The following is an 18,046-nucleotide window of genomic DNA, read 5'->3' as shown; positions in this document are numbered from 1 at the left end:
CCGGGATCAGCGGGATGGGTGAGCACCCCTTCATGATCGACCGAATGGGCGAACCGATGCCGGGAGCCCTCGACGTTCAGCTCGATCCTGGCTTGATGGGCCCAGAGCGGCTCCTGGCGTTGGCCGAAACCGCGCTTCGCGAGGCCTGCGCACCACTGACAAAGGATGCGCAGGCACCAGGTCTACGGCTCCCTCTGTATCTAAGCCTGCCCGAGATCCGACCGGGGTTTACCGAGCAGGACGCCGCGTCGGTTCGGTCAGGATTCATGCGGTTTGAGGGACTACCGATCACCATATCGGAGGTGAACGTGTATACCCAAGGGCATGCTGCGGGGCTAGCTGCGCTGGCAATGGCCATTGAGCAGATTCAACAGGGCGCGTGTGAGACGTGTCTGGTCGGTGGGGTGGACAGCTATTTTCAACCGGATACCATGGAATGGCTCGATGAGAATCGGCAACTCGCCGGGGCGGTATCACGCTCTGCCTTTGTACCGGGTGAAGGGGCCGGGTTTTGTTTGCTGATGACCGATCGAGCCTGCGCACGACTGGGCTTGAGTGTCTTGGCTCGTGTGCTTGTGGTTGCCACGGGCAGGGAGACCAAACTCATTAAGACCTCGGAGATATGTCTCGGTGAGGGGTTGACCTCGGTCGTAAGACGCGCTGTAGGTGGCCTGCCCTCCGGCCCTGAAAGGATCAATGCGGTAATCTGCGACATTAACGGCGAGCGTTACCGTGGTGAAGAATGGGGCTTTGTCTGTTTACGGCTGCCGCAGTACTTTGACGATCCGACCACATACGATTCTCCAGCCGACTGTTGGGGTGATATGGGTGCTGCTTCTGGCCCGCTATTCGTGATGCTTGCTTGCCAGGCCGCTACCCGTGGGTATGCCAAAGGCCCTCAAACCTTACTGTGGATGAGCTCTGAATGTGGTCTGCGAGGCGCAGCTGTGCTCCAAACCACAAGTAAGATCTAAAAAGAATCGCGCTCTATGTCTAGCGTAGCGATCCATCCACCCAAAACGCCGGTCACAAAAGGCAGCAGAGGCATTGCCAAGGCGACGTTGCCGAATGTCTGTAAGATGCCAGGTCCGCCGGCGCCCTTTGTGCCTGCGCCGTTGCCCAACATCGCGAAATCAGAACTCTCGCCAAAAGACTACTCGACGACGGTCAAAATCGAAGGCAATGCAGTTGCGATTCGAGGTGCAACCTTCGAGAGCATAGGTGATATGGCCAGCAAAGGAACTGGAGGGGGTCTCATATCAGCAAATTGCCATGGACCTGCTAAGTTCATCACCCCCGGCTCTATGACAGTAAAGATTGAGGGAAAGAGTGTTCATCTACTTGGCGAACCTATGTTGAACAATTGTGGGGCGAGTGGAAGTCCGCCGAATACGGGGGCGGCAATGTAATGTTGGATCAGGATGAACTGACAACACCGAGTACTGAGCACGATATCAAGTGCGCGATTCAAAAGTGCGACCAGAAAAATGAAGATGGAAATGATTACAACGTTAGCACCACCGTAGCGGGTGCCCCGATGCCTCCGGGTAGCCAGTGTTCAGCCCTAGGCTCCAAGAAACACACATGTGTAAAAAAAACGCTAGAAAAAAAGAATAAGAACTACCAGTGTGAAAAGACATTTGACATGAACAAAACGCCTCCGACTATGCAGCGTCCTGGGGCCCCACAACTGCCAGCCGGGCAAGGGCGCAGACCGGATGTGGTTGTGGGTGGGCCACCGCCCCAATCCTATGACGTTTACGATGCGAAGTTTCCCTGCTCGGCCTCTGTCAAGAAAAGTGTACCTACTGGGCCCATCCCGATGCCCTCTGACATGACAAGGTCCGGTCCGTCCATGATGGGTCATAGGCAGCGGAATGCATATAGCAGGATAGCGAATGGTGGTAAGGTGTCAGCGTTGTCTCCTATGAACTGCGCATCGGAGCCATGTGATGACTGATCAGCCAACCAGCACTGTAGCCGGATTCAATATCAGGGAGGGCGATTCGAGGCTAGTCTCCGTTTGCTGCGACGTGGTCCTCTACACGGGACAGGACCTTTCGGCCATCCCCAGGTCTGTCTTGCACATCTACGAAAAATTCCTGTCGCTTTGCCCGCCGGGCGTTTTGCGGTGGTATGCCACGGAGAACATGACGCGTCACAAAGCTTGCACACCACGCGCCCTGGACATGTTACGGGGTTGGCTAAGGCCTGGGGCGCCTCCGCGCGATGTCCTAAGTATTGAACTCAAGGATGGTGCTCGGTACGATGATGCGAGCGAGCACTCGTTCTTTGTTTGGGGCGAGGAGCAGGGGTATCCTGGCTACGGTGTTGATGCAAATGTCGTCCGTTGTGCGTTCCCTGCGCGATGGGCGATGGAAAAGCCTGGAGAGTTGCTCGCCTTTGCTGTCGACGCGTGTGAACATTTTCCGTTCCATTCCGGGCATGCGGGATTCGCCCTTTCACTTAGCCCATATCATCAAGAGAAAAGCGACAGAGCCGCTTGGGGTCTGTCAATACAACACCCTGGGCTGGACATATCCCGTTCAGTCGTTGACTCGGTGGCTCTTCGACGCGAGGGGATTAAGGGTGTCAATTGGTTAACCATGCTTGGGAGGGAATTTGCCGACCGACTTGGAGGTATTAAAGCTTTGCGCCAGCAATTAACTGACTCGGTGGGCGTACTTCCCGTGACCGCAGGCGTGATCCTTCAAGCGGGCCCCGCCCCACTTTGGGGACACGTTAATCGCGGCGAGCTGCTTCCCGATTACCGCTCAGTATACAATGCTGTGGCATCATTGCAGGAACCTATCATCGAGAGATATGGAGCCCTGGATCTCCCGGGTGGGGACCACCGTGACAAAACAAAGATGTGGTTAAGGAGGTTCGCCAATGGCGGCTGAGCCTCTTCCAAGATTGTCCATTAGTTGGACGAATGCTCCGCGGCAAGACCTGCTCTTGGAGTTCGGGCTTGGAGCGGTACCTACTCCAGAGCAGCTGACCAATCTCGAAGTTCTGGTTGGCTCATTCATAACGGCAGGCGGCCACGGTGCCTTCGCCCGGGAGATGGCGTCACCTTCTGACTCCTCTCTGGGCCTTACGCGTGCAAATCTCTCATCTCCAATGCAACCAGCCTTTCTGCTTAGCGGCTATGAGGTGGATGTCCGCGCCTTCCAGTTGGTCCGCCATCTTGTCTGGAGGTGGTCCGCACGAATGCAGCCGGTCCGCGATGTCACTGTTTCCGATCTGACGCCAGGCCAGCAGGCTCGGGTAGTGCACTTGCCCGACGCCACATGGGGGACTGAGGCGGCGGCATACCCGCCGCTGTCACAACGGTTTCAGATCCGCCTTGAGCGGGAAGACCCTGGGGATTACCAGAAGGAGCGCCGTTGTGTAGTGGAGTTCTCCCGGCCTGTGCTAAGAGACGTTTTGGAGAGTCTGGTGGCGCGGGTCGGGGAGTGGGTTGCTCTCATGGGTCAGGGAGCCTACGGTCCTCCTGTGAAGTCGGCCTACGAGGCGGAGGTGTGGCGAGAAACCCTGGCCGCTTACGACGAGTACTCTGCCGAGCTTGTCTTTTCTCTGTTTGAAGCGAGTGAATTTTCCTGGAATACCTTGCTGAATTGCCTTCAACACTACTCGCTCACGGTTGAACCTATCGTCCTTGTGACAATCGAGTGATGAGCGCATGGTCTGTTGTCTGACAACTCCATCTGTGATTCAGCCCACTGTGACTTAGAATGCCGAAGAAGGTGTTTTCTCCTGCTTCTCTGTGACAGGGCCGTCGGTACGAGAAACTATTCTCTTAAGGATCTCTCGAAACGTGACAATCGGGAGTGCCCTGGGGGGGTAGGCTTTATTCCCTCTCGTCAGAACTGATGGAGGGCAATGATCATGTTAGGTGTCAATAGAATGGAATCCAACCCGCTGTCAGGCATCATTGAAAAAATCGTGTCTCAACACGCCGAAGAAGCGGCGTTTCTGTGGACTATGCGGGAGAGGGCTGTGGGTGCGCAGCACTATTCGTTGAGAAGTGTGGCCAGGTTGGATGAACGTCTCGAGGCCCATCTGGACGGACTCAGGGTTGCCGGCGAACCAGGGTGGGAGATCTGTAAAGAGGCGCTCGGTTTAGAAGGACCAGGGGAAGTGTTTGCTGCGGCGGTCCTGGCTTTTGAGAGTGGCCATGAGGACTGGATGACTACTGTCCTCGAAGTTGCGACGAGATCGCCCGAGCTTGCACGAGGCCTGGTCTCGGCATTGGGATGGATTCCCCATACGCAGGTGAAGGAACAGATTCTCAACCTTCTACGGAATGAATCTCCTATTCTGAAGCGCATCGGCCTTGCTGCTTCGGTCATCCATCGTCAAGATCCTGGTTCAGCACTGAAAGACGCTTTATCGTCTCCTTCTCCGTTGCTTCGTGCACGAGCGCTACGAGCCATCGGAGAGCTTGGGCGAACAGACTTACTTGTTTTGGCCAAAGCCGGCGTGAACGATGCCGATGAGGGCTGCCGATGTGCAGCCACCTGGTCTGCGTTGTTGCTCGGTGACGTGACAACCATCCCTTTATTACAGAAGATCGCGACACAGGGCGAGCTCTTTTCACAGGGCGCCATGGAATTGGTCACGCGACGGATGTCTTCTTCCCAGGCCAAGACGTGGCAACAAGAACTGGCCGGCAAGGTGGAAACTCGTCGTTTGGCTGTGCAAGTGAGCGGCCTCGTCGGCGATCCTGTTTCGATTCCATGGCTGATCGATCAGATGTCTGGACCTGCGCTGGCTCGGGTTGCCGGAGAGTCATTTGCGATCATTACAGGAGCCGACCTCGTGAATGACATGTTAGAAGGCAAGAAGCCTGAAGGCTTCGAAGCCGGTCCGACAGACAATCCTGAGGATGAGGATGTTGAGCTGGATCCCGATGAACATCTCGCTTGGCCGGATCCTGCGCTGATAAACAATTGGTGGGGCAAACATCAAAAGAAATTCACCAACGGGACGCGGTACCTGCTTGGTAACCCCGTCAGCATTGACTGGCTCCAACAGGTGCTTCGCAATGGACGGCAACGCCACCGCGCCGTGGCCGCGCTTGAATTGGTCATGCGCCAACCAGGCACGGCACTTTTCAACACTAGCGCTCCCGGCTTCCGACAGCAGGCGCTGCTGAAATAGGGGCTGAGAAAGAGGAGCGATCCCATGGCCCTCGCCCCTCCGCGCTTCAAGCCGAGCAACGGTCTGAATACGACGGGCAGCAATTATTACGCGTGTTCTCATGAGTAACAGTATCTTTCCTCACACCAAACCGGCGGCGGTACAGGGAACCTTTTTGAATGGGCGTATCCATGTTCTGGTGGGGGACATCTGTACGCAACGAGTCGATGCCATCGTCAACGCTGCTAATTCCACCTTACTCGGCGGTGGGGGTGTGGACGGGGCGATCCATGACGCGGGTGGTCCAGTCATTCTGGAACAATGTGAAGAGATTCGGCGGACGCGATATCCGCATGGTCTCCCGACAGGTGAGGCCGTCATCACATCCGGCGGCTTATTGCCGGCGCGGTATGTGATCCACACTGTTGGCCCTATCAAAGGTGCGCATGGCGAACAGGATGCATCCTTGTTGGCTTCCTGTTACACCAATTGCCTGCATCTCGCGGTGCAGCACAAACTGCGAACTCTTGCCTTCCCGGCGATTTCGACAGGGATTTACGGCTATCCTCGTGAGGAGGCTGCCGTGGTGGCATCTGAGGCGATTAGTCGATTTTTCGCGCGAGACTCACTCCTCACAGAGATACGGTTAATCTTCTTTGCCGAACGGGACGCTGTTCTGTTCTTGAAGCACCAATGCTTCCCGACGAAGAGTTGAGCGAGCGAGGCATGCTGTTCCGTACGATCCATTTGGGATGTGTATTGCTTGTGATGACCGGGACGTTCCGCACTCGCAAGTAGTGCAGCGGATTGCTCTGTCAATCGAGGAGACCATGCGCCAACCAGGTCAGCCGCGACTGAGCGGCAATCGGCTCGTCGTTATGAGGCGCAGCTGATGCGCAATAAGTAGATCGAGCGAATGGAGGTACGATTGTGCCACGCGACACGGCCAAGTGGATCAATCAGGAGTTGATGAGTCAGGGTTACCACAAAGCCTTGGAAGGGATGAACATGGTTCGGCAGGTGGAACTCCATCCCGGTCAGGTGCTGTACCGGTTCATCGACACTTCCACCGGTAGCCCCGAGAGTGCAGCCAATGGTCCCTGGTGGCTGGAATATGAGTACTTCCAAAAGATCAAGCACTTCGCCTTACAGCATGGTTATTCGCTCAGCTATGCCGTCCGGCTGTTTGCCGCGATTCTGTACGAATACAGCGAGGTCAATGCCTATGTCCGAGCGGAGGTGATCCAGCCCCTCCTGTGTTGGAAGGGCAGAGGAAAACAGGTGAGGAGTGCTGGCAAAGATCCGCGTGACCTGCCCACCATGACGCCTATGCAAAGCATTCATGAAGTCTACCAGCTCTACGTGCCGGGCATTATTCGAGGGGGCTCGCTGTTTGGAACCGCCTTCAAATTTATCGAATACACTCCGCTGCCGGTCTCGAAGGGTTGGCCGGAGGTTCGCTAGATAGATCGCCGCCAGTGAACGCCCCATGAACTATCCACGGTGGGTTTAGATTGTGCGAACTTATCACGACCATGAATGACGTGCCCTTGGGGAACAACGGTTTCCGGAATAGAGTTGCGAGGGAGGACACCAATGGCTGTTTCGAGAATTCGGGGTAGCACTGGACTGAAAAACCGCCGCTGGATGGGGCCGCCTCGCACGCCTGGCCCCCTGGGAATCAATGACGCGGCAGATCCCTCGGTTCTTGCTTGCTTGGGTGATACTCCCGGGCCCCTCGGCGTTCAGGACAGTGCGGATCCCACAAGCCTGTCACGCCATCCCGGCGATTCGTTCTGGATCGGAGATGCCACAGCGGTGCTGTCGCCGATTTGCCTTCCTCCTGTTGGGTTGAAGCCATTTTCGACCACCTATGCGATTCCAAGACCGAGTTCAACGAACCCACCACGTATCTCTGACACCGACATCGCCAAAGAGGCGACCACACTTGCGGTGGAACCTGCTGTGATCTATGCCGTTTCAAAGGTCGAATCCGGAGGCACAACCGGATTTGATGACCAGGGACGACCGAAGATCCTGTTTGAAGCACTTTGGTTCAACAGGTTCACGGAGGGTCGGTACGACAAAAGCCACCCGCATTTATCACAAGCCAGCTGGACCGGCGCGAGGAGGTATTACAGTATCGATCAGTGGACACGCCTTACCGAAGCATTCGCACTTAATGCTGAAGCGGCATTGAAGTCTGCCTCGTGGGGAAAATTTCAGGTTATGGGCTTCAACCACAACGGGTTCGATGATGTGTTTACATTCTGCGATGCAATGTTTGTTTCGGAGGCTGGGCATCTTCGGTCATTCGTTGCGTTTTGCACAGACAACAAGCTGGTTCAGTATCTGAGATCGAAAGACTGGGCGAAGTTCGCCCTAGGCTATAATGGTCCGGCTTACAAGGAGAACAAGTACGACGAAAAGATGGAGTCAGCGTACAACGAGTACAAAAGGAGCAAGGGGAGCATTGAGAATTGACTCATCGGCTTCAGGGGTGCCGGCTTATGGGTATTTCGATCCGACGCAGTCTATCTGCTGTCACGTCCTGCGCCGCAGCTTTCTTGACAGTCCTGTTTCTAGGGGATTTGGCCGTTCCGGCATTCGGCGGTGGTGACAAGAACACCCCGTCTCGTTGCTCAGTAACAGAGCAAGTGATCTTCAGCTGCCAGATCACTGGCTCGAAGAAAGTGTTATCCATCTGTGCGTCGAAGTCGCTTACAACGCCGGAGCGCTACATTCAGTACCGCTATGGTGCCCCAGGCTCGTTGGAGCTGGAGTTCCCTGCTCAGCGTGCCAAGTCAGTCGATCAGTTCAAGATGGCACATTACTTTCGTGCGCAAGTCGACAGGCGAGAATTGACCTTTGCTCGAAAGGACACTCAGTACACGGTATATAGCTACTACGAGGGAGAGGAGAGTCCGCCACAGCACCAGGCTGGAGTCACAGTCCGAAAGGGGAGTCCCGTAGGGTACGAGAAGACTTTTCCGTGCGTAGCCCCCTACATCAATCATCTCCAAGAACTTGATGAGGTGGTGGCCTGCGACGCCAACTCTCCGCTCTCTCAAGGGAGCTGCCCTCCATAGCGAAAGCAATATGATGACGAAACCAATCACTGTCGAAATGCCAAATCTCAATCAGAGGGGGAATCCTGCATCAAGGCTTTGCATTCAAAGAGAACGAACCTCGGAACACCGCCAGGCTGACGAATTCTTAGGGTTTGTACCTCGATGTTCATCGTCCGCAAACCTCAGCTTTAGAGTTCGATCCGCAGCCCGAATGTCCCTGCGTAATTAGTAAACTGCTCGTTGCCTACCATCGCCCGGAAATTCACGAACGGCTGCCAGCCGTTGGGCAAGACCATGACGAGACCAGTCCCCAGATTGAAATAGTTCCGAACGGGAACATCGTTTTGGAACGTGAATTTGGTCGGCGTGGCGCGCAAGTCTTCGGCAAACTGGACCCCGATAAAACGCTGAGAATTGGCAAACTCATGGATGTAATCCGCATTAAATTGCGGAACTAGGACTCCCAAACCCGTACTGAACGCGGCTGATCCCTGGACGCCTAAGACGCTTTGCAATGAGTTAATACTTTGGTCGTCATACTTGAGTTCGATTCCTGTCCCACCGGATTCTCTGTAATTGTGAATCTGGGTATGGCTGTAATTGAGGCCTAGACGAGGGCCGATGGTAAACCGGCCGATCGGATGATCGTATCCCGTCATGAACCCAAGGTTGAAGACATCGCCGTTGGAATTACTGGAAGCGATACCATTCACAATATTTCCTCCGGTCGTTCCTCCAGCAGTTCGGGAATCAGCTGAGGCGGCACGTGCCACCAGATAATTGTTTCGCGTATAACCACCAGTGATCTGGACAAAGGTTTTGTCCGTTGGCACATAGGATGCGAACAAAATCCCGCCATAGGAGTTTGTGCTGAAGTCACCACCGCTGCGGAAGGAGCCATCGGTATTTGAATAGCTCAAGGCAAGACCGGCGACGAGTTTTTTGCTGAATCGATAATCGGCCCCCGCCGTAATGCCGAGAATAGTGGATTTATAACCATCCTGAAAGGTGGTGATGTCCCGGTTCAGTGATTCCACGAGTCCGCTGGCGAAAAATCCCACCCCGTTCCAGCGGCTGCGGCTGCCGGTATTGAACGAAGCCGCTGACCCACCTCCCGCTGTCGTAGCTGCATAAAAGGGAGACGACACGGACTGGTTGCCCGCGAACCCTGACATCAATGAGCCGATCGGATTGAACATGAGTGAGGATGAGCGCTTATGCTCCTGCCCCTCCTCTTCTTCAATCTCATTCAATCGTTGCAGCAAGGCTCTGTTGAGAATCGATGCGGCAGATCCTTGAACTGAGGCGGCTCCACCTCCAGTCGATGAAGCAGCGCCGGTGTTCGGAAACTGACAGAGTGCGTTAAGATTGGGGCCAAGCAAGAGTGCGTTTCCTCCGACCACGTTCGCTCCCAGGCCCGCGCAGTTATTCGCCAATAACTCATTCACTCGTTGATTCAATACCTGCGCGGTCGAGGCCATGGGCTGAGCAAACTGTAGAAGACCGATGCCAAGACTTATGGCGAGAATGAAGGTCCGCTTCCCGCTTTGTGAATCCTGATACATCATGCCACGGTCCTCCTTCCTTCTGGATAGGTGGTAAGCGACTGCCGGTGCCGATTCGAGATTGTCCGGAGGTGAGGCGCCTGTATCACGGCTATAGATCTGCCTCATCATATTGAAGCGGTGACTATTATAGGGTAACGTGAGTCTCCTCAATAGGGATAAATGTACCGTCTCGAATGAGAACCGCTCCACAACATATTCGAGCAAAACTCCGTGATGGGCTGACTGCACTTCTGATGGGACTGCTCGTAGGCTGTGCGTCAGAGCAGCTCGATGGCACGTCAAAGCTCGAGTTAAAAGACCCACGATCTGCCAATCCGTTTGATGTGGTCGATTGTCTTCTTCCCGGGCAGATCAGGCAACTTGGCACTCGTGTGACCTATCTCACTGACCGTCGGCCAATCAGGACGACAGCGGAAGATTGCGCGATTCGTGGTGGAGAGTACGTCGCGCTTGATCGGGCAGACTACCGGACGGCGCTCACGGTATGGATCAGTGCGGCAGAGGGAGGGGACCCAGATGCGCAGTACTACGTGGGAGTCTTGTATGAGAAGGGCGCCGATGGACGGCCGAACTATCCCAAGGCGGCATCCTGGTATCGACAGGCTGCTGAGCGCGGCGTCAGTCGAGCGGCAGTGAATTTAGGGCGGTTGTATGAACAGGGAATCGGCGTCGAGAAAAGTAGCGCTGAGGCCGGAAAGTGGTTTGCCAAGGCAAGCGGGCTGAGGGAAGGGAATCTGGCCGATGTGGAGAGCGGAAGCAACAGCGCTCCGGCGGGAGATCCACAGGTTCGATTGGATATCGTTCAACAAGAACTCGAACAGACCCGTAGTCGGCTGGCCGAACGGACCAGCCTACTCGATGACGAGCGGCGCAGGCTGCAGCAGTTGAAGGAGGAGGGGAGAACTTCGGATAACCGGCCTGCGTCAACAGTCAGCGATGTGATTGCCAAGCAGGAGCGACTGCTCAAAGCCCGTGAGAGCGAAGTGGCAAAGCTGCAGATGCAGGTGCTGTCTTTGAAGGAGGCTGCCCAAAAACAAGTTTCATTGATCCGGCAATCTCCTCCTCAGGATCTTGGTCTTGCTGGGCCTTTTCTCCAGATCGTCGATCCGCCCGTCATGGTGACGAGGGGAATACGAGTTGAGCAAGGCCGGATTCCAGTCGTGATCCAACCGGGACGGCCGCTGCGTCTCACGGGACGTGTGATCGCTCACGCTGGTCTTCGGTCACTCACCGCCAATGGAGCCTCGGTGGTCGTCGACGAACAGGGAACCTTCTCGTTGCCTGTCCAGACAAGCCAGGGGACCAGATCGGCTGTGCCCATGGATCTTGTCGCCATCGATAGGCAGGACAAACAGGGCAACATGAAGCTGATGGTGAGGTCTGGTGCAGCGGCTGCCGGCGAGGGAGAGACCACAACTGGTCTCTCAAGGGTTGGGCAGTACCATGCTCTTGTTATCGGAAATGATCACTATCGCCAATGGACTCCGCTGAACACCGCCATTGCGGATGCGACTGCTGTAGCGAACGTGTTGCAGGATCAATATGGTTTCCATGTCAAGGTGATCAAGGATTCCAGTAGAAAGGAGACGTTAAAAGCGCTCAATGACTATCGGAAGACTCTGTCTGAGCGGGACGATTTACTCATTTACTATGCAGGGCATGGGTTTCTTGAACCTGAAATCGATCGAGGGTATTGGATCCCGGTTGAAGGAGACCTTCTGGACAATACGGAGTGGATCGAGTTCCCGGCCGTGACCGACTTGCTGGAGTTGATTCCGGCTAAGCAAGTGCTCGTCGTTGCCGATTCCTGTTTCGCCGGTAAACTCGTTCGTTCAGCCATGGCCAGGCTCAATCCTGAGGTGCAAGACCAAGCCAGGCAATTGCTGCTGAGGTCGATTGCCGACAGGAAAATTCGCACCACCCTCACATCCGGCGGTGCCAAACCGGTTCTCGATGACGGTGGCGCGGGGCATTCCATTTTTGCGGCGGCTTTCCTAGCTGTGCTTTCGGAAAACACGACTGCATTGGAAACGGAGCGGTTATTCTGGACGGTGAGGGCGCGAGTCGCAGAAGCAGCCGAGCGAATGAAGGTGGAGCAGGTCCCGACCTATGGTCCTATACACATGGCCGGCCACGAAGGGTTGGGTGATTTTGTCTTTGTGCCGACACAGGCCAGACGGTGATCGTTCGCTCGTGTTGTGGTCCTATCCGGCCTCACTCCACCGGCCTTGCAACGGTTTCAACGGCGATGCGATCGACTGGAACCGCACGAGACAGATGCGATCCTGGTTTTTGTAGGAGAGGAGGGGCATCAGGCCCGCTTCAAGCAGCCGTTCGGCGGCCTTTTCTGTGAGCCAGGCTTCAGCACAGGGCTTGGTCACGGAATCCCCCGCCTCATCCTGATAGACAGGCAAGGGAAGCCCGTCGAGATCCCGAATTGATCCGGGTCGAAGCTGCCGCCATCCGCTGAAAAGGCCTACCCCAAGAGCACAAGACAGGCGAAGATCGGGTTGCCCCAGCAATAATCATCATGGTTTGGGCCGCCTGCCATTTCCTCAAAGTCAAAGGCGCTGATCGCTTCTGTCTCACGTCCGAACGGCAGGCAGAGTAAGAATCGCGGCAGAGAGAGACCGAGATACGACGCGTCCTCAATCTGTCGCAGCCGTTCCCACCGCTGCTGCTCCTCCTGATGGGCCGCCGGCCCTTCCCAGTCATCCGGATCCAGCCTTGATCCGAACGAAGAGCATCCCGCTATGCAGGGTGAGGCGGCGGCCAGAAACGGCGCTCCGGCTTCCTTGGCAATGTGGGCAATCCGATCCAGCATCTCAACATCGTTACCCGTTCGATCGAACGTATAGACTCCACCAACCACGGCCCACGGATGCGCGCCGGGAGTGCGGACCGTCTCTTGGACCAGGAGGCGGTAGAGCCGGGTCGTATACAGATCGTCGCTGCGGGGCAGATCTGCTGATAGTTCACCCTTGGAGAGATCTAGCAGGTAGAGCTGAAGCCGCGAATCGGTCTCAAGCCGATCCACGAGAAATGAGAGCCCCAGCCAGGCCGCTCTCAGTTCTTGGAATGTTGGATGGTGGAGCAGGGTTCGCAGGATCTGACTCATGGCGTCATTCACCTGTGCGACCAGCTCTTTTTCCAGCGGATGTGCTTTCGGGACCAGGTGTGGCCTGATGATGGAGCGGAGAAATAACTGCCATTCAGAAGATCCAAGATCGTGCAAGGACGTGGGAGCCTGTTCGAGTATGTGGTCGAGGAGACCGCTGGTTGGTGAGTCAGTGAGGGTTGCCTGCCGGGGTGGGGGGCGGCGGCGAACGATCGGGTTTCCGTTGGTTGCCGGGGCTGTGTCCATGCGTGGACTTCATCGACAGCCGCAGAGAATGTGGCTGGGCTGGTCAGGCGCCGGCGCAGGTCAGAGAGCTTTTGCAGGGGCTCGATCTGAGGAACCAGGCGATCAGGATGAAAGTCATCGAGATCGGTGAACCTCAGCGTGATGGGGGGCGTGTTCTCTCCGAGGAGGGGCCCCTCAAGTGTGGCAGAGAGCTTGCCGGGAATGCTCTGAAGATTGTCCCGATCCACTCGCAGCGGGCGCCAGGTGATCGGTGGCCTTCGTCTGGCGCCTTCCGGCGAACTCTCCCTGCCGCTGAAATTGCCCATGAGTAACATGCGAAATGGAATGTCTTGAGCCGGTCGTCTCAACGGACGGGATTCTCCGGCTGTGAGGACAACATCGACGCTGCCGGTGGGACGGTGTGTGGTCATAGTTCTGTCCCTTTCCTTTACCAGAGCACCTTGCTCCAATGGTCGCCGTCCTTACGCACTCTGATCCGAATGCTCCGCAGGATTTGATCGGGAGCAACTTTCTCACCGTTCTTATCGATCAATTGCTCGTGAATCAATGTTGCCGTGGCCTGATTGTTCCTGACTTCGATATCCTGGATGGAGGTTGTGATGAGCGAATAATTGTTCGACATCATATCCAAAAACATCTGGCGGTCTGGGCTGATGTCGGACAAGCGCTGCAAGGAGGACAAATCCTGTCTCTCATAGGCTGTTTGAAAGTCACTGAGGAGCTGGTCCAGCTGCTGTCGTGACGGAGCGATGGTCTTTGGCCCGGTTGACGGTCGGCTGGTGCCTTTCGAGCCTGTCAGTTGTGGCGGGGGTGACGGCACAACTTTTCTGTCCGGCTCTGGGGTCTCTCCTGTAGATAAATTGTCCTGGTCTCCGGTCCCCCTGTCAGCAGGCGGTCCTGGAGGATTAACCAGGGGCTCTTCCTTCTTAGGGGGATCCGGAGGTTGCGGTCGGTCGACGATATTGACGTAGAGGATGATGCCCACTAATGCCAGAACCCCTGCCAATGCTATGGCGACGAGCGGAAGGACGTTATATCTTTGCCAGAAGGGTTGCGGCACATGAGGAGATTCCGGCTTCCTTTGCGCCGGATGTTGCGGATGCACGTCCGTTTTATCCTCCGGACCTAACGGCGCAGAAACGACTTCGTCCGCGCTCTTTTGCGGTGGGTGTGTTGTCTCTAATGGGGACTGAGTGAAAGGCGAAGAAGACCGATAGGGCGCCTCTGAAGAGACAGGCGGCGGCATTCGCTGTTCAGGCTGCCCTTCGGGATGAGGCGTCACGAGAATAGTGCGTTCTTCTTCGGTTGGTTCAATTGATGGCGGCAGTGTGTGGAGGCATTCCTTGAGCTGGCTCACAAGCAATCGGGCCGTCGGGGTGCGATAGTCCCGGTCTCTTCGCACGAGGTCCTCGATGATGGCTTTCAGCGACGACGGGACATGGTCCGGAAAGGCAAGCCTGATTTCCTGGTTCGTATCGTGCAATTGGCTCTGGATCACCGTCTTTGGCAGATTTCCGAATGGATGGTGTCCGACAACCATCTCGTGCAGCACGATGCCGAGGGAATAGAGATCCGCACGACCGTCAACTTTGCCCCCGCTGGCTTGTTCAGGAGACATGTATTCCGGCGTGCCGAGCACTTGGCCGACCGTCGTAATCGACACTTCGTCGAGTGCCGCCGCAATTCCGAAGTCCGTGATTTTGACCCGGCCGTGGCTGTCGACAAGAATATTGGCCGGCTTGATGTCGCGGTGCACGATCCCTTCATGGTGGGCGTAAGCCAGGGCTTCAGCCACCTGGAGCGCAATTTCGACACTCGTTCGAACAGGAACCGGTTTGCGGGCTTGCATGAAGGCACGGAGATTGCTGCCTGAAAGATATTCCATGACGATATACGGAGTGCCCCGTTCTTCCTCGACTGCATGGATGGTCACGATATTCTGATGATCCAGCCGAGCCATGGCGCGGGCCTCGCGCAGAAAACGCTCGGTAAACGAGGGATCGCCGGAGAGATGTTCGTGGACAACCTTGATGGCGACGATTCGATTGAGGGTGCGATCCAAGGCTTTGTAAATGACTCCCATCCCGCCCTTCGCAAGTACGTCCTGGACGATGTACTTGCCGGAGAAGACTTGATTGGTCATTCAACATCTCCCGGGAGAGGGACGCAGGGGCAGTGACGTAGTAGCCTAGCTGAAACGCTTCAAGAAGAACAAGGATCGCCCTGCGGGCTCGTGACGTGACAGGAAGGCGATAAACTGGCGATCAGGCCTGACTGGAATGCGAGCCTCGCGCATCTGGGTTCGTCACGCTAGCCTTGATTTTCAGGCGATCGCGCTCGATAATGGCGCCGCGCTTGGGAGGTGTACCAGATGGAGAGCTCGCGTACGGGAGAAACGCTCACCCTGGACCAGGTCGCCTCGCTTCGTGAAAAGACTGATGCCGTGTCCCGCATCTTGGACAGCCGGTTACGCGTGTATATAGAAACCCTTAAACCGTTGTTGGCTCCTCGACGGTTGTTAGGCCGACATGTCGGATCACGCGATGACGTCAACGGGTCAGATCTTGCTCTTACCCGTTTGAAAGAACTGTATCGCGAGGTGAGCCGTAGTCCGTTCGGGTTGCCGCTCGAATTTCCCGATACCGCCCTCGCCCAACTCGATAGTCAGCCTGCCATCTATCGGTGGGAGTATACTCACAGAGCCAAGTCAGAACGTGACTCCAAGGATGTGACGATTACTTCTCCCGTGCAATGGGTGCTGAGCTTTGAGTCGGGGCTGACACTGTCCCAAGTGCATTCGATGGTGGAGAGCCGGATGGAACGGAAGACCGAGGTCTTGCGGCAATTCGTTGTCAATGCACTGGTGATGCAGCTTCTCATGAAGAGCCAGCCAAATCTGGTCCAACTTTTGGCAGCGTTGCGCTACCAGATGGACATGAAACCCTTGCCCGGTTTAGGGGCCTTGTCCTTTGTCACCATCACCGCTCCTCTCACATCGTTCCGTCCCGCGGATGATGTGCTGCTGATGACGACACGCTTCTCCGGTGTCCTTGCTTTTGTGGAGTTGATTTCGCTTGAGTTGATCGAGCACGTCGAAGATCCATTACGCTTGCAACTTCAACAAGCGCTTGCCTAGCAGGCTGTTGAAAAACCATTTTATGTCCCCGGACACGAACGACCGCACAAGATCGCGGATGGGAGCGGAACAGCTCGCAGGATGGTCAAAAAATCCGTCCAGCAAGGCCGCAGCGAGCGAAGAGGCGAAGCGTACTCTTTGCCGTACGTTGAGCCTCTGAGCGACACGAGAACGCCGCTGACGGACTTTTTCAACATCCTGCTAGTCTTTCCGTTCGCTCAGGTTGCAGTCCACCACTAGGATGTGAGCGGATCACATGCTCGTTACCCACCCGACATGTCTGACGATTTAACTGCCCCGCTCAACACAGTTCAACCGGTTCGCGTACGGGTCTGCATAGGCACCTCGTGGAGCGGCGAGCAGCGTTTTGTTCACACGTTTCTGATCGGACGATCGGCCGATTGCCAAGTGGTGGTGTCGGAACGAGTGGTCAGCCGTATCCACGCGGAGGTGAAGCTGGAGGCCGGCCAATGGTGGCTTGCCGATCATCAAAGCACTCATGGTTTGTATGTCGACGGGCGTCAGGTCACCCGGGTCCAACTGCAAAAACCCGTAACCGTGGAACTGGGATTGGGTGGACCGGCCGTATGGCTCGCCGTCGGCGATGAAGCTGTGTTTTCTGATCAGCCGCCCGAGCTGGCACGAGTAGGCGATGAACTGCCGTCGGTCACGGAGATTGTCAACCGCTGGAAGCGGGGAGACACCGCGGAAGAGAGCGAAGAGGCTCGTCGGTACCGGGAGGCGGCAAAGCGCCGGGAGCGACAACAGAAACGCTGGTATCGCGGGGCTGTTTCGGCTGTCGTCGTCCTCTTAGTCTGCGCCGTGGGATACGCATTATACCAACGGGCAAGGGTCGATCAGATGACGAGAACCGCGGGAGAGATGTTCTACACGATGAAGCAGGTCGAAATTCAGGTCTCGGAACTCGAAGAGGAAGTGGTCGCGACTAAGCGCAAAGACCTCATGGAGAAAATTCTGAGTAAGCGCCAACGACTTCGGGAAATGGAAGTGCAATACGATCGCTTTTTGAGCGAACTGGATATTTATGAGGGGATGGGTGAGCAGGACCGTCTCGTATTTCGGATGGCGCGGCTTTTCGGCGAATGCGAAGTGGCCATGCCGCGTGATTTTTTGTCGGAGGTGAAGAAATATATTCGTCGTTGGAAATCGACCGACCGGCTGCAGAACGCCATTAAGCGAGCCAGGGAGAACGGGTTTATCCCGACGGTGGCCAATGAAATGTGGACCCAAAACCTCCCGCCGCAGTTTTTCTATTTGGCACTCCAAGAGAGCGGCTTCGACTCAAAAGCAGTGGGGCCTCCCACGAGAATGGGGTATGCGAAAGGGATCTGGCAATTTATTCCGCAAACTGCCGAGCAGTATGGATTAAAGCCAGGACCGCTGAGAAACCTCGCCCAATACGATCCCCAAGATGAACGGTTTCATTTCCAGAAGGCCACGAGGGCGGCGGCGAAATATATCCGGCGCATCTACAATACCGATGCCCAGGCATCGGGACTACTCGTGATGGCGTCCTATAACTGGGGAGAGGGAAATGTGATCAACATCATCCGAAAGATGCCGAACAATCCGAGAGAGCGGAACTTTTGGCAGTTATTGAAGCAACACAAGGTTCCTCAGGAAACCTACGACTATGTGTTTTACATTTTTTCCGCCGCAGTGATCGCAGAAAATCCGGCGCTGTTCGGATTCGAATTTCAGAATCCGTTCGCCGAGCAGGTACGGTCCCGTCCTTGACGCG

At 55.9% G+C, this 18,046-nt stretch carries 16 protein-coding genes; 11 read left to right on the top strand and 5 right to left on the bottom strand.

Annotation, left to right across the window (positions count from 1 at the left end; all coding sequences use genetic code 11):
• The first annotated feature begins 14 nt into the window (after positions 1-14).
• The 8 genes from JNL86_11550 (at position 15) to JNL86_11515 (ending at position 7,629) form a co-directional block, all read left to right on the top strand.
• Positions 15-974 (top strand): hypothetical protein, encoded by a 960-nt coding sequence (locus JNL86_11550; GenBank protein ID MBL8043541.1) that lies wholly within the window; start codon positions 15-17, stop codon positions 972-974.
• 15 nt (positions 975-989) lie between these two features.
• The gene (locus tag JNL86_11545) at positions 990-1,409 is read left to right on the top strand and encodes a DUF4150 domain-containing protein (GenBank protein ID MBL8043540.1); all 420 of its coding nucleotides are present in this window, start codon (positions 990-992) and stop codon (positions 1,407-1,409) included.
• A gap of 543 nt (positions 1,410-1,952) precedes the next feature.
• Entirely contained in the window at positions 1,953-2,903 is a 951-nt protein-coding gene (locus tag JNL86_11540) for a DUF3396 domain-containing protein (GenBank protein MBL8043539.1), read from the top strand.
• Positions 2,904-3,213: 310 nt separating this feature from the next.
• Positions 3,214-3,678, top strand: a complete 465-nt coding sequence (locus JNL86_11535; GenBank protein MBL8043538.1) for a hypothetical protein — start codon at positions 3,214-3,216, stop codon at positions 3,676-3,678.
• A gap of 207 nt (positions 3,679-3,885) precedes the next feature.
• Complete coding sequence (locus JNL86_11530; protein MBL8043537.1) at positions 3,886-5,166, top strand: TIGR02270 family protein; 1,281 nt, start codon at positions 3,886-3,888, stop codon at positions 5,164-5,166.
• Positions 5,167-5,266: 100 nt separating this feature from the next.
• Positions 5,267-5,860 carry an O-acetyl-ADP-ribose deacetylase gene (locus JNL86_11525; protein ID MBL8043536.1) on the top strand — a complete coding sequence of 198 codons (594 nt, stop codon included), beginning with the start codon at positions 5,267-5,269 and terminating at the stop codon, positions 5,858-5,860.
• 215 nt (positions 5,861-6,075) lie between these two features.
• Positions 6,076-6,609, top strand: a complete 534-nt coding sequence (locus JNL86_11520) for a hypothetical protein (protein MBL8043535.1) — start codon at positions 6,076-6,078, stop codon at positions 6,607-6,609.
• Between the two features lie 132 nt (positions 6,610-6,741).
• Positions 6,742-7,629, top strand: a complete 888-nt coding sequence (locus JNL86_11515) for an N-acetylmuramidase family protein (protein MBL8043534.1) — start codon at positions 6,742-6,744, stop codon at positions 7,627-7,629.
• Positions 7,630-8,404: 775 nt separating this feature from the next.
• Here JNL86_11515 and JNL86_11510 read toward each other — a convergent pair.
• Positions 8,405-9,784, bottom strand: a complete 1,380-nt coding sequence (locus JNL86_11510; GenBank protein ID MBL8043533.1) for an autotransporter outer membrane beta-barrel domain-containing protein — start codon at positions 9,782-9,784, stop codon at positions 8,405-8,407.
• A gap of 233 nt (positions 9,785-10,017) precedes the next feature.
• Between JNL86_11510 and JNL86_11505 the strand changes: the two genes are divergently transcribed.
• Positions 10,018-11,967, top strand: a complete 1,950-nt coding sequence (locus JNL86_11505; GenBank protein ID MBL8043532.1) for a caspase family protein — start codon at positions 10,018-10,020, stop codon at positions 11,965-11,967.
• Between the two features lie 21 nt (positions 11,968-11,988).
• On the opposite strand, the gene JNL86_11500 is transcribed toward JNL86_11505, so the two are convergent.
• The 4 genes from JNL86_11500 to JNL86_11485 form a co-directional block, all read right to left on the bottom strand.
• Positions 11,989-12,198 carry a type VI secretion system contractile sheath large subunit gene (locus tag JNL86_11500; GenBank protein ID MBL8043531.1) on the bottom strand — a complete coding sequence of 70 codons (210 nt, stop codon included), beginning with the start codon at positions 12,196-12,198 and terminating at the stop codon, positions 11,989-11,991.
• Between the two features lie 62 nt (positions 12,199-12,260).
• A complete protein-coding gene (locus JNL86_11495) occupies positions 12,261-12,902 on the bottom strand; it encodes a type VI secretion system contractile sheath large subunit (GenBank protein ID MBL8043530.1) in 642 nt (213 codons plus the stop codon).
• 8 nt (positions 12,903-12,910) lie between these two features.
• The gene (locus JNL86_11490; protein ID MBL8043529.1) at positions 12,911-13,558 is read right to left on the bottom strand and encodes a type VI secretion system contractile sheath small subunit; all 648 of its coding nucleotides are present in this window, start codon (positions 13,556-13,558) and stop codon (positions 12,911-12,913) included.
• Between the two features lie 17 nt (positions 13,559-13,575).
• On the bottom strand, positions 13,576-15,291 hold the full coding sequence (locus JNL86_11485; protein MBL8043528.1) for a protein kinase: 1,716 nt from the start codon (positions 15,289-15,291) through the stop codon (positions 13,576-13,578).
• Between the two features lie 228 nt (positions 15,292-15,519).
• Here JNL86_11485 and JNL86_11480 point away from each other — a divergent pair, with 228 nt between their 5' ends.
• Together JNL86_11480 and JNL86_11475 are read left to right on the top strand one after the other, a co-directional pair.
• Positions 15,520-16,284 carry a hypothetical protein gene (locus tag JNL86_11480; protein MBL8043527.1) on the top strand — a complete coding sequence of 255 codons (765 nt, stop codon included), beginning with the start codon at positions 15,520-15,522 and terminating at the stop codon, positions 16,282-16,284.
• Positions 16,285-16,560: 276 nt separating this feature from the next.
• Positions 16,561-18,042 (top strand): transglycosylase SLT domain-containing protein, encoded by a 1,482-nt coding sequence (locus tag JNL86_11475; protein MBL8043526.1) that lies wholly within the window; start codon positions 16,561-16,563, stop codon positions 18,040-18,042.
• Positions 18,043-18,046 lie beyond the last annotated feature (4 nt).

Origin of the sequence: Nitrospira sp. (genome assembly GCA_016788885.1) — a bacterium.
In the GTDB taxonomy this organism is placed as follows: Bacteria; Nitrospirota; Nitrospiria; order Nitrospirales; family Nitrospiraceae; genus Nitrospira_A.
This window is presented reverse-complemented; position numbering and strand designations above follow the sequence as displayed.

Coding starts and splice junctions, on each gene's coding strand:
- JNL86_11515 (MBL8043534.1), top strand. CDS start 6,742: ATGGCTGTTTCGAGAATTCGGGGTAGCACTGGACTGAAAAACCGCCGC.
- JNL86_11485 (MBL8043528.1), bottom strand. CDS start 15,291: ATGACCAATCAAGTCTTCTCCGGCAAGTACATCGTCCAGGACGTACTT.
- JNL86_11535 (MBL8043538.1), top strand. CDS start 3,214: ATGCAGCCGGTCCGCGATGTCACTGTTTCCGATCTGACGCCAGGCCAG.
- JNL86_11480 (MBL8043527.1), top strand. CDS start 15,520: ATGGAGAGCTCGCGTACGGGAGAAACGCTCACCCTGGACCAGGTCGCC.
- JNL86_11510 (MBL8043533.1), bottom strand. CDS start 9,784: ATGATGTATCAGGATTCACAAAGCGGGAAGCGGACCTTCATTCTCGCC.
- JNL86_11540 (MBL8043539.1), top strand. CDS start 1,953: ATGACTGATCAGCCAACCAGCACTGTAGCCGGATTCAATATCAGGGAG.
- JNL86_11475 (MBL8043526.1), top strand. CDS start 16,561: ATGTCTGACGATTTAACTGCCCCGCTCAACACAGTTCAACCGGTTCGC.
- JNL86_11525 (MBL8043536.1), top strand. CDS start 5,267: ATGAGTAACAGTATCTTTCCTCACACCAAACCGGCGGCGGTACAGGGA.
- JNL86_11495 (MBL8043530.1), bottom strand. CDS start 12,902: ATGAGTCAGATCCTGCGAACCCTGCTCCACCATCCAACATTCCAAGAA.
- JNL86_11550 (MBL8043541.1), top strand. CDS start 15: ATGGGTGAGCACCCCTTCATGATCGACCGAATGGGCGAACCGATGCCG.
- JNL86_11530 (MBL8043537.1), top strand. CDS start 3,886: ATGATCATGTTAGGTGTCAATAGAATGGAATCCAACCCGCTGTCAGGC.
- JNL86_11545 (MBL8043540.1), top strand. CDS start 990: ATGTCTAGCGTAGCGATCCATCCACCCAAAACGCCGGTCACAAAAGGC.
- JNL86_11505 (MBL8043532.1), top strand. CDS start 10,018: ATGGGACTGCTCGTAGGCTGTGCGTCAGAGCAGCTCGATGGCACGTCA.
- JNL86_11490 (MBL8043529.1), bottom strand. CDS start 13,558: ATGACCACACACCGTCCCACCGGCAGCGTCGATGTTGTCCTCACAGCC.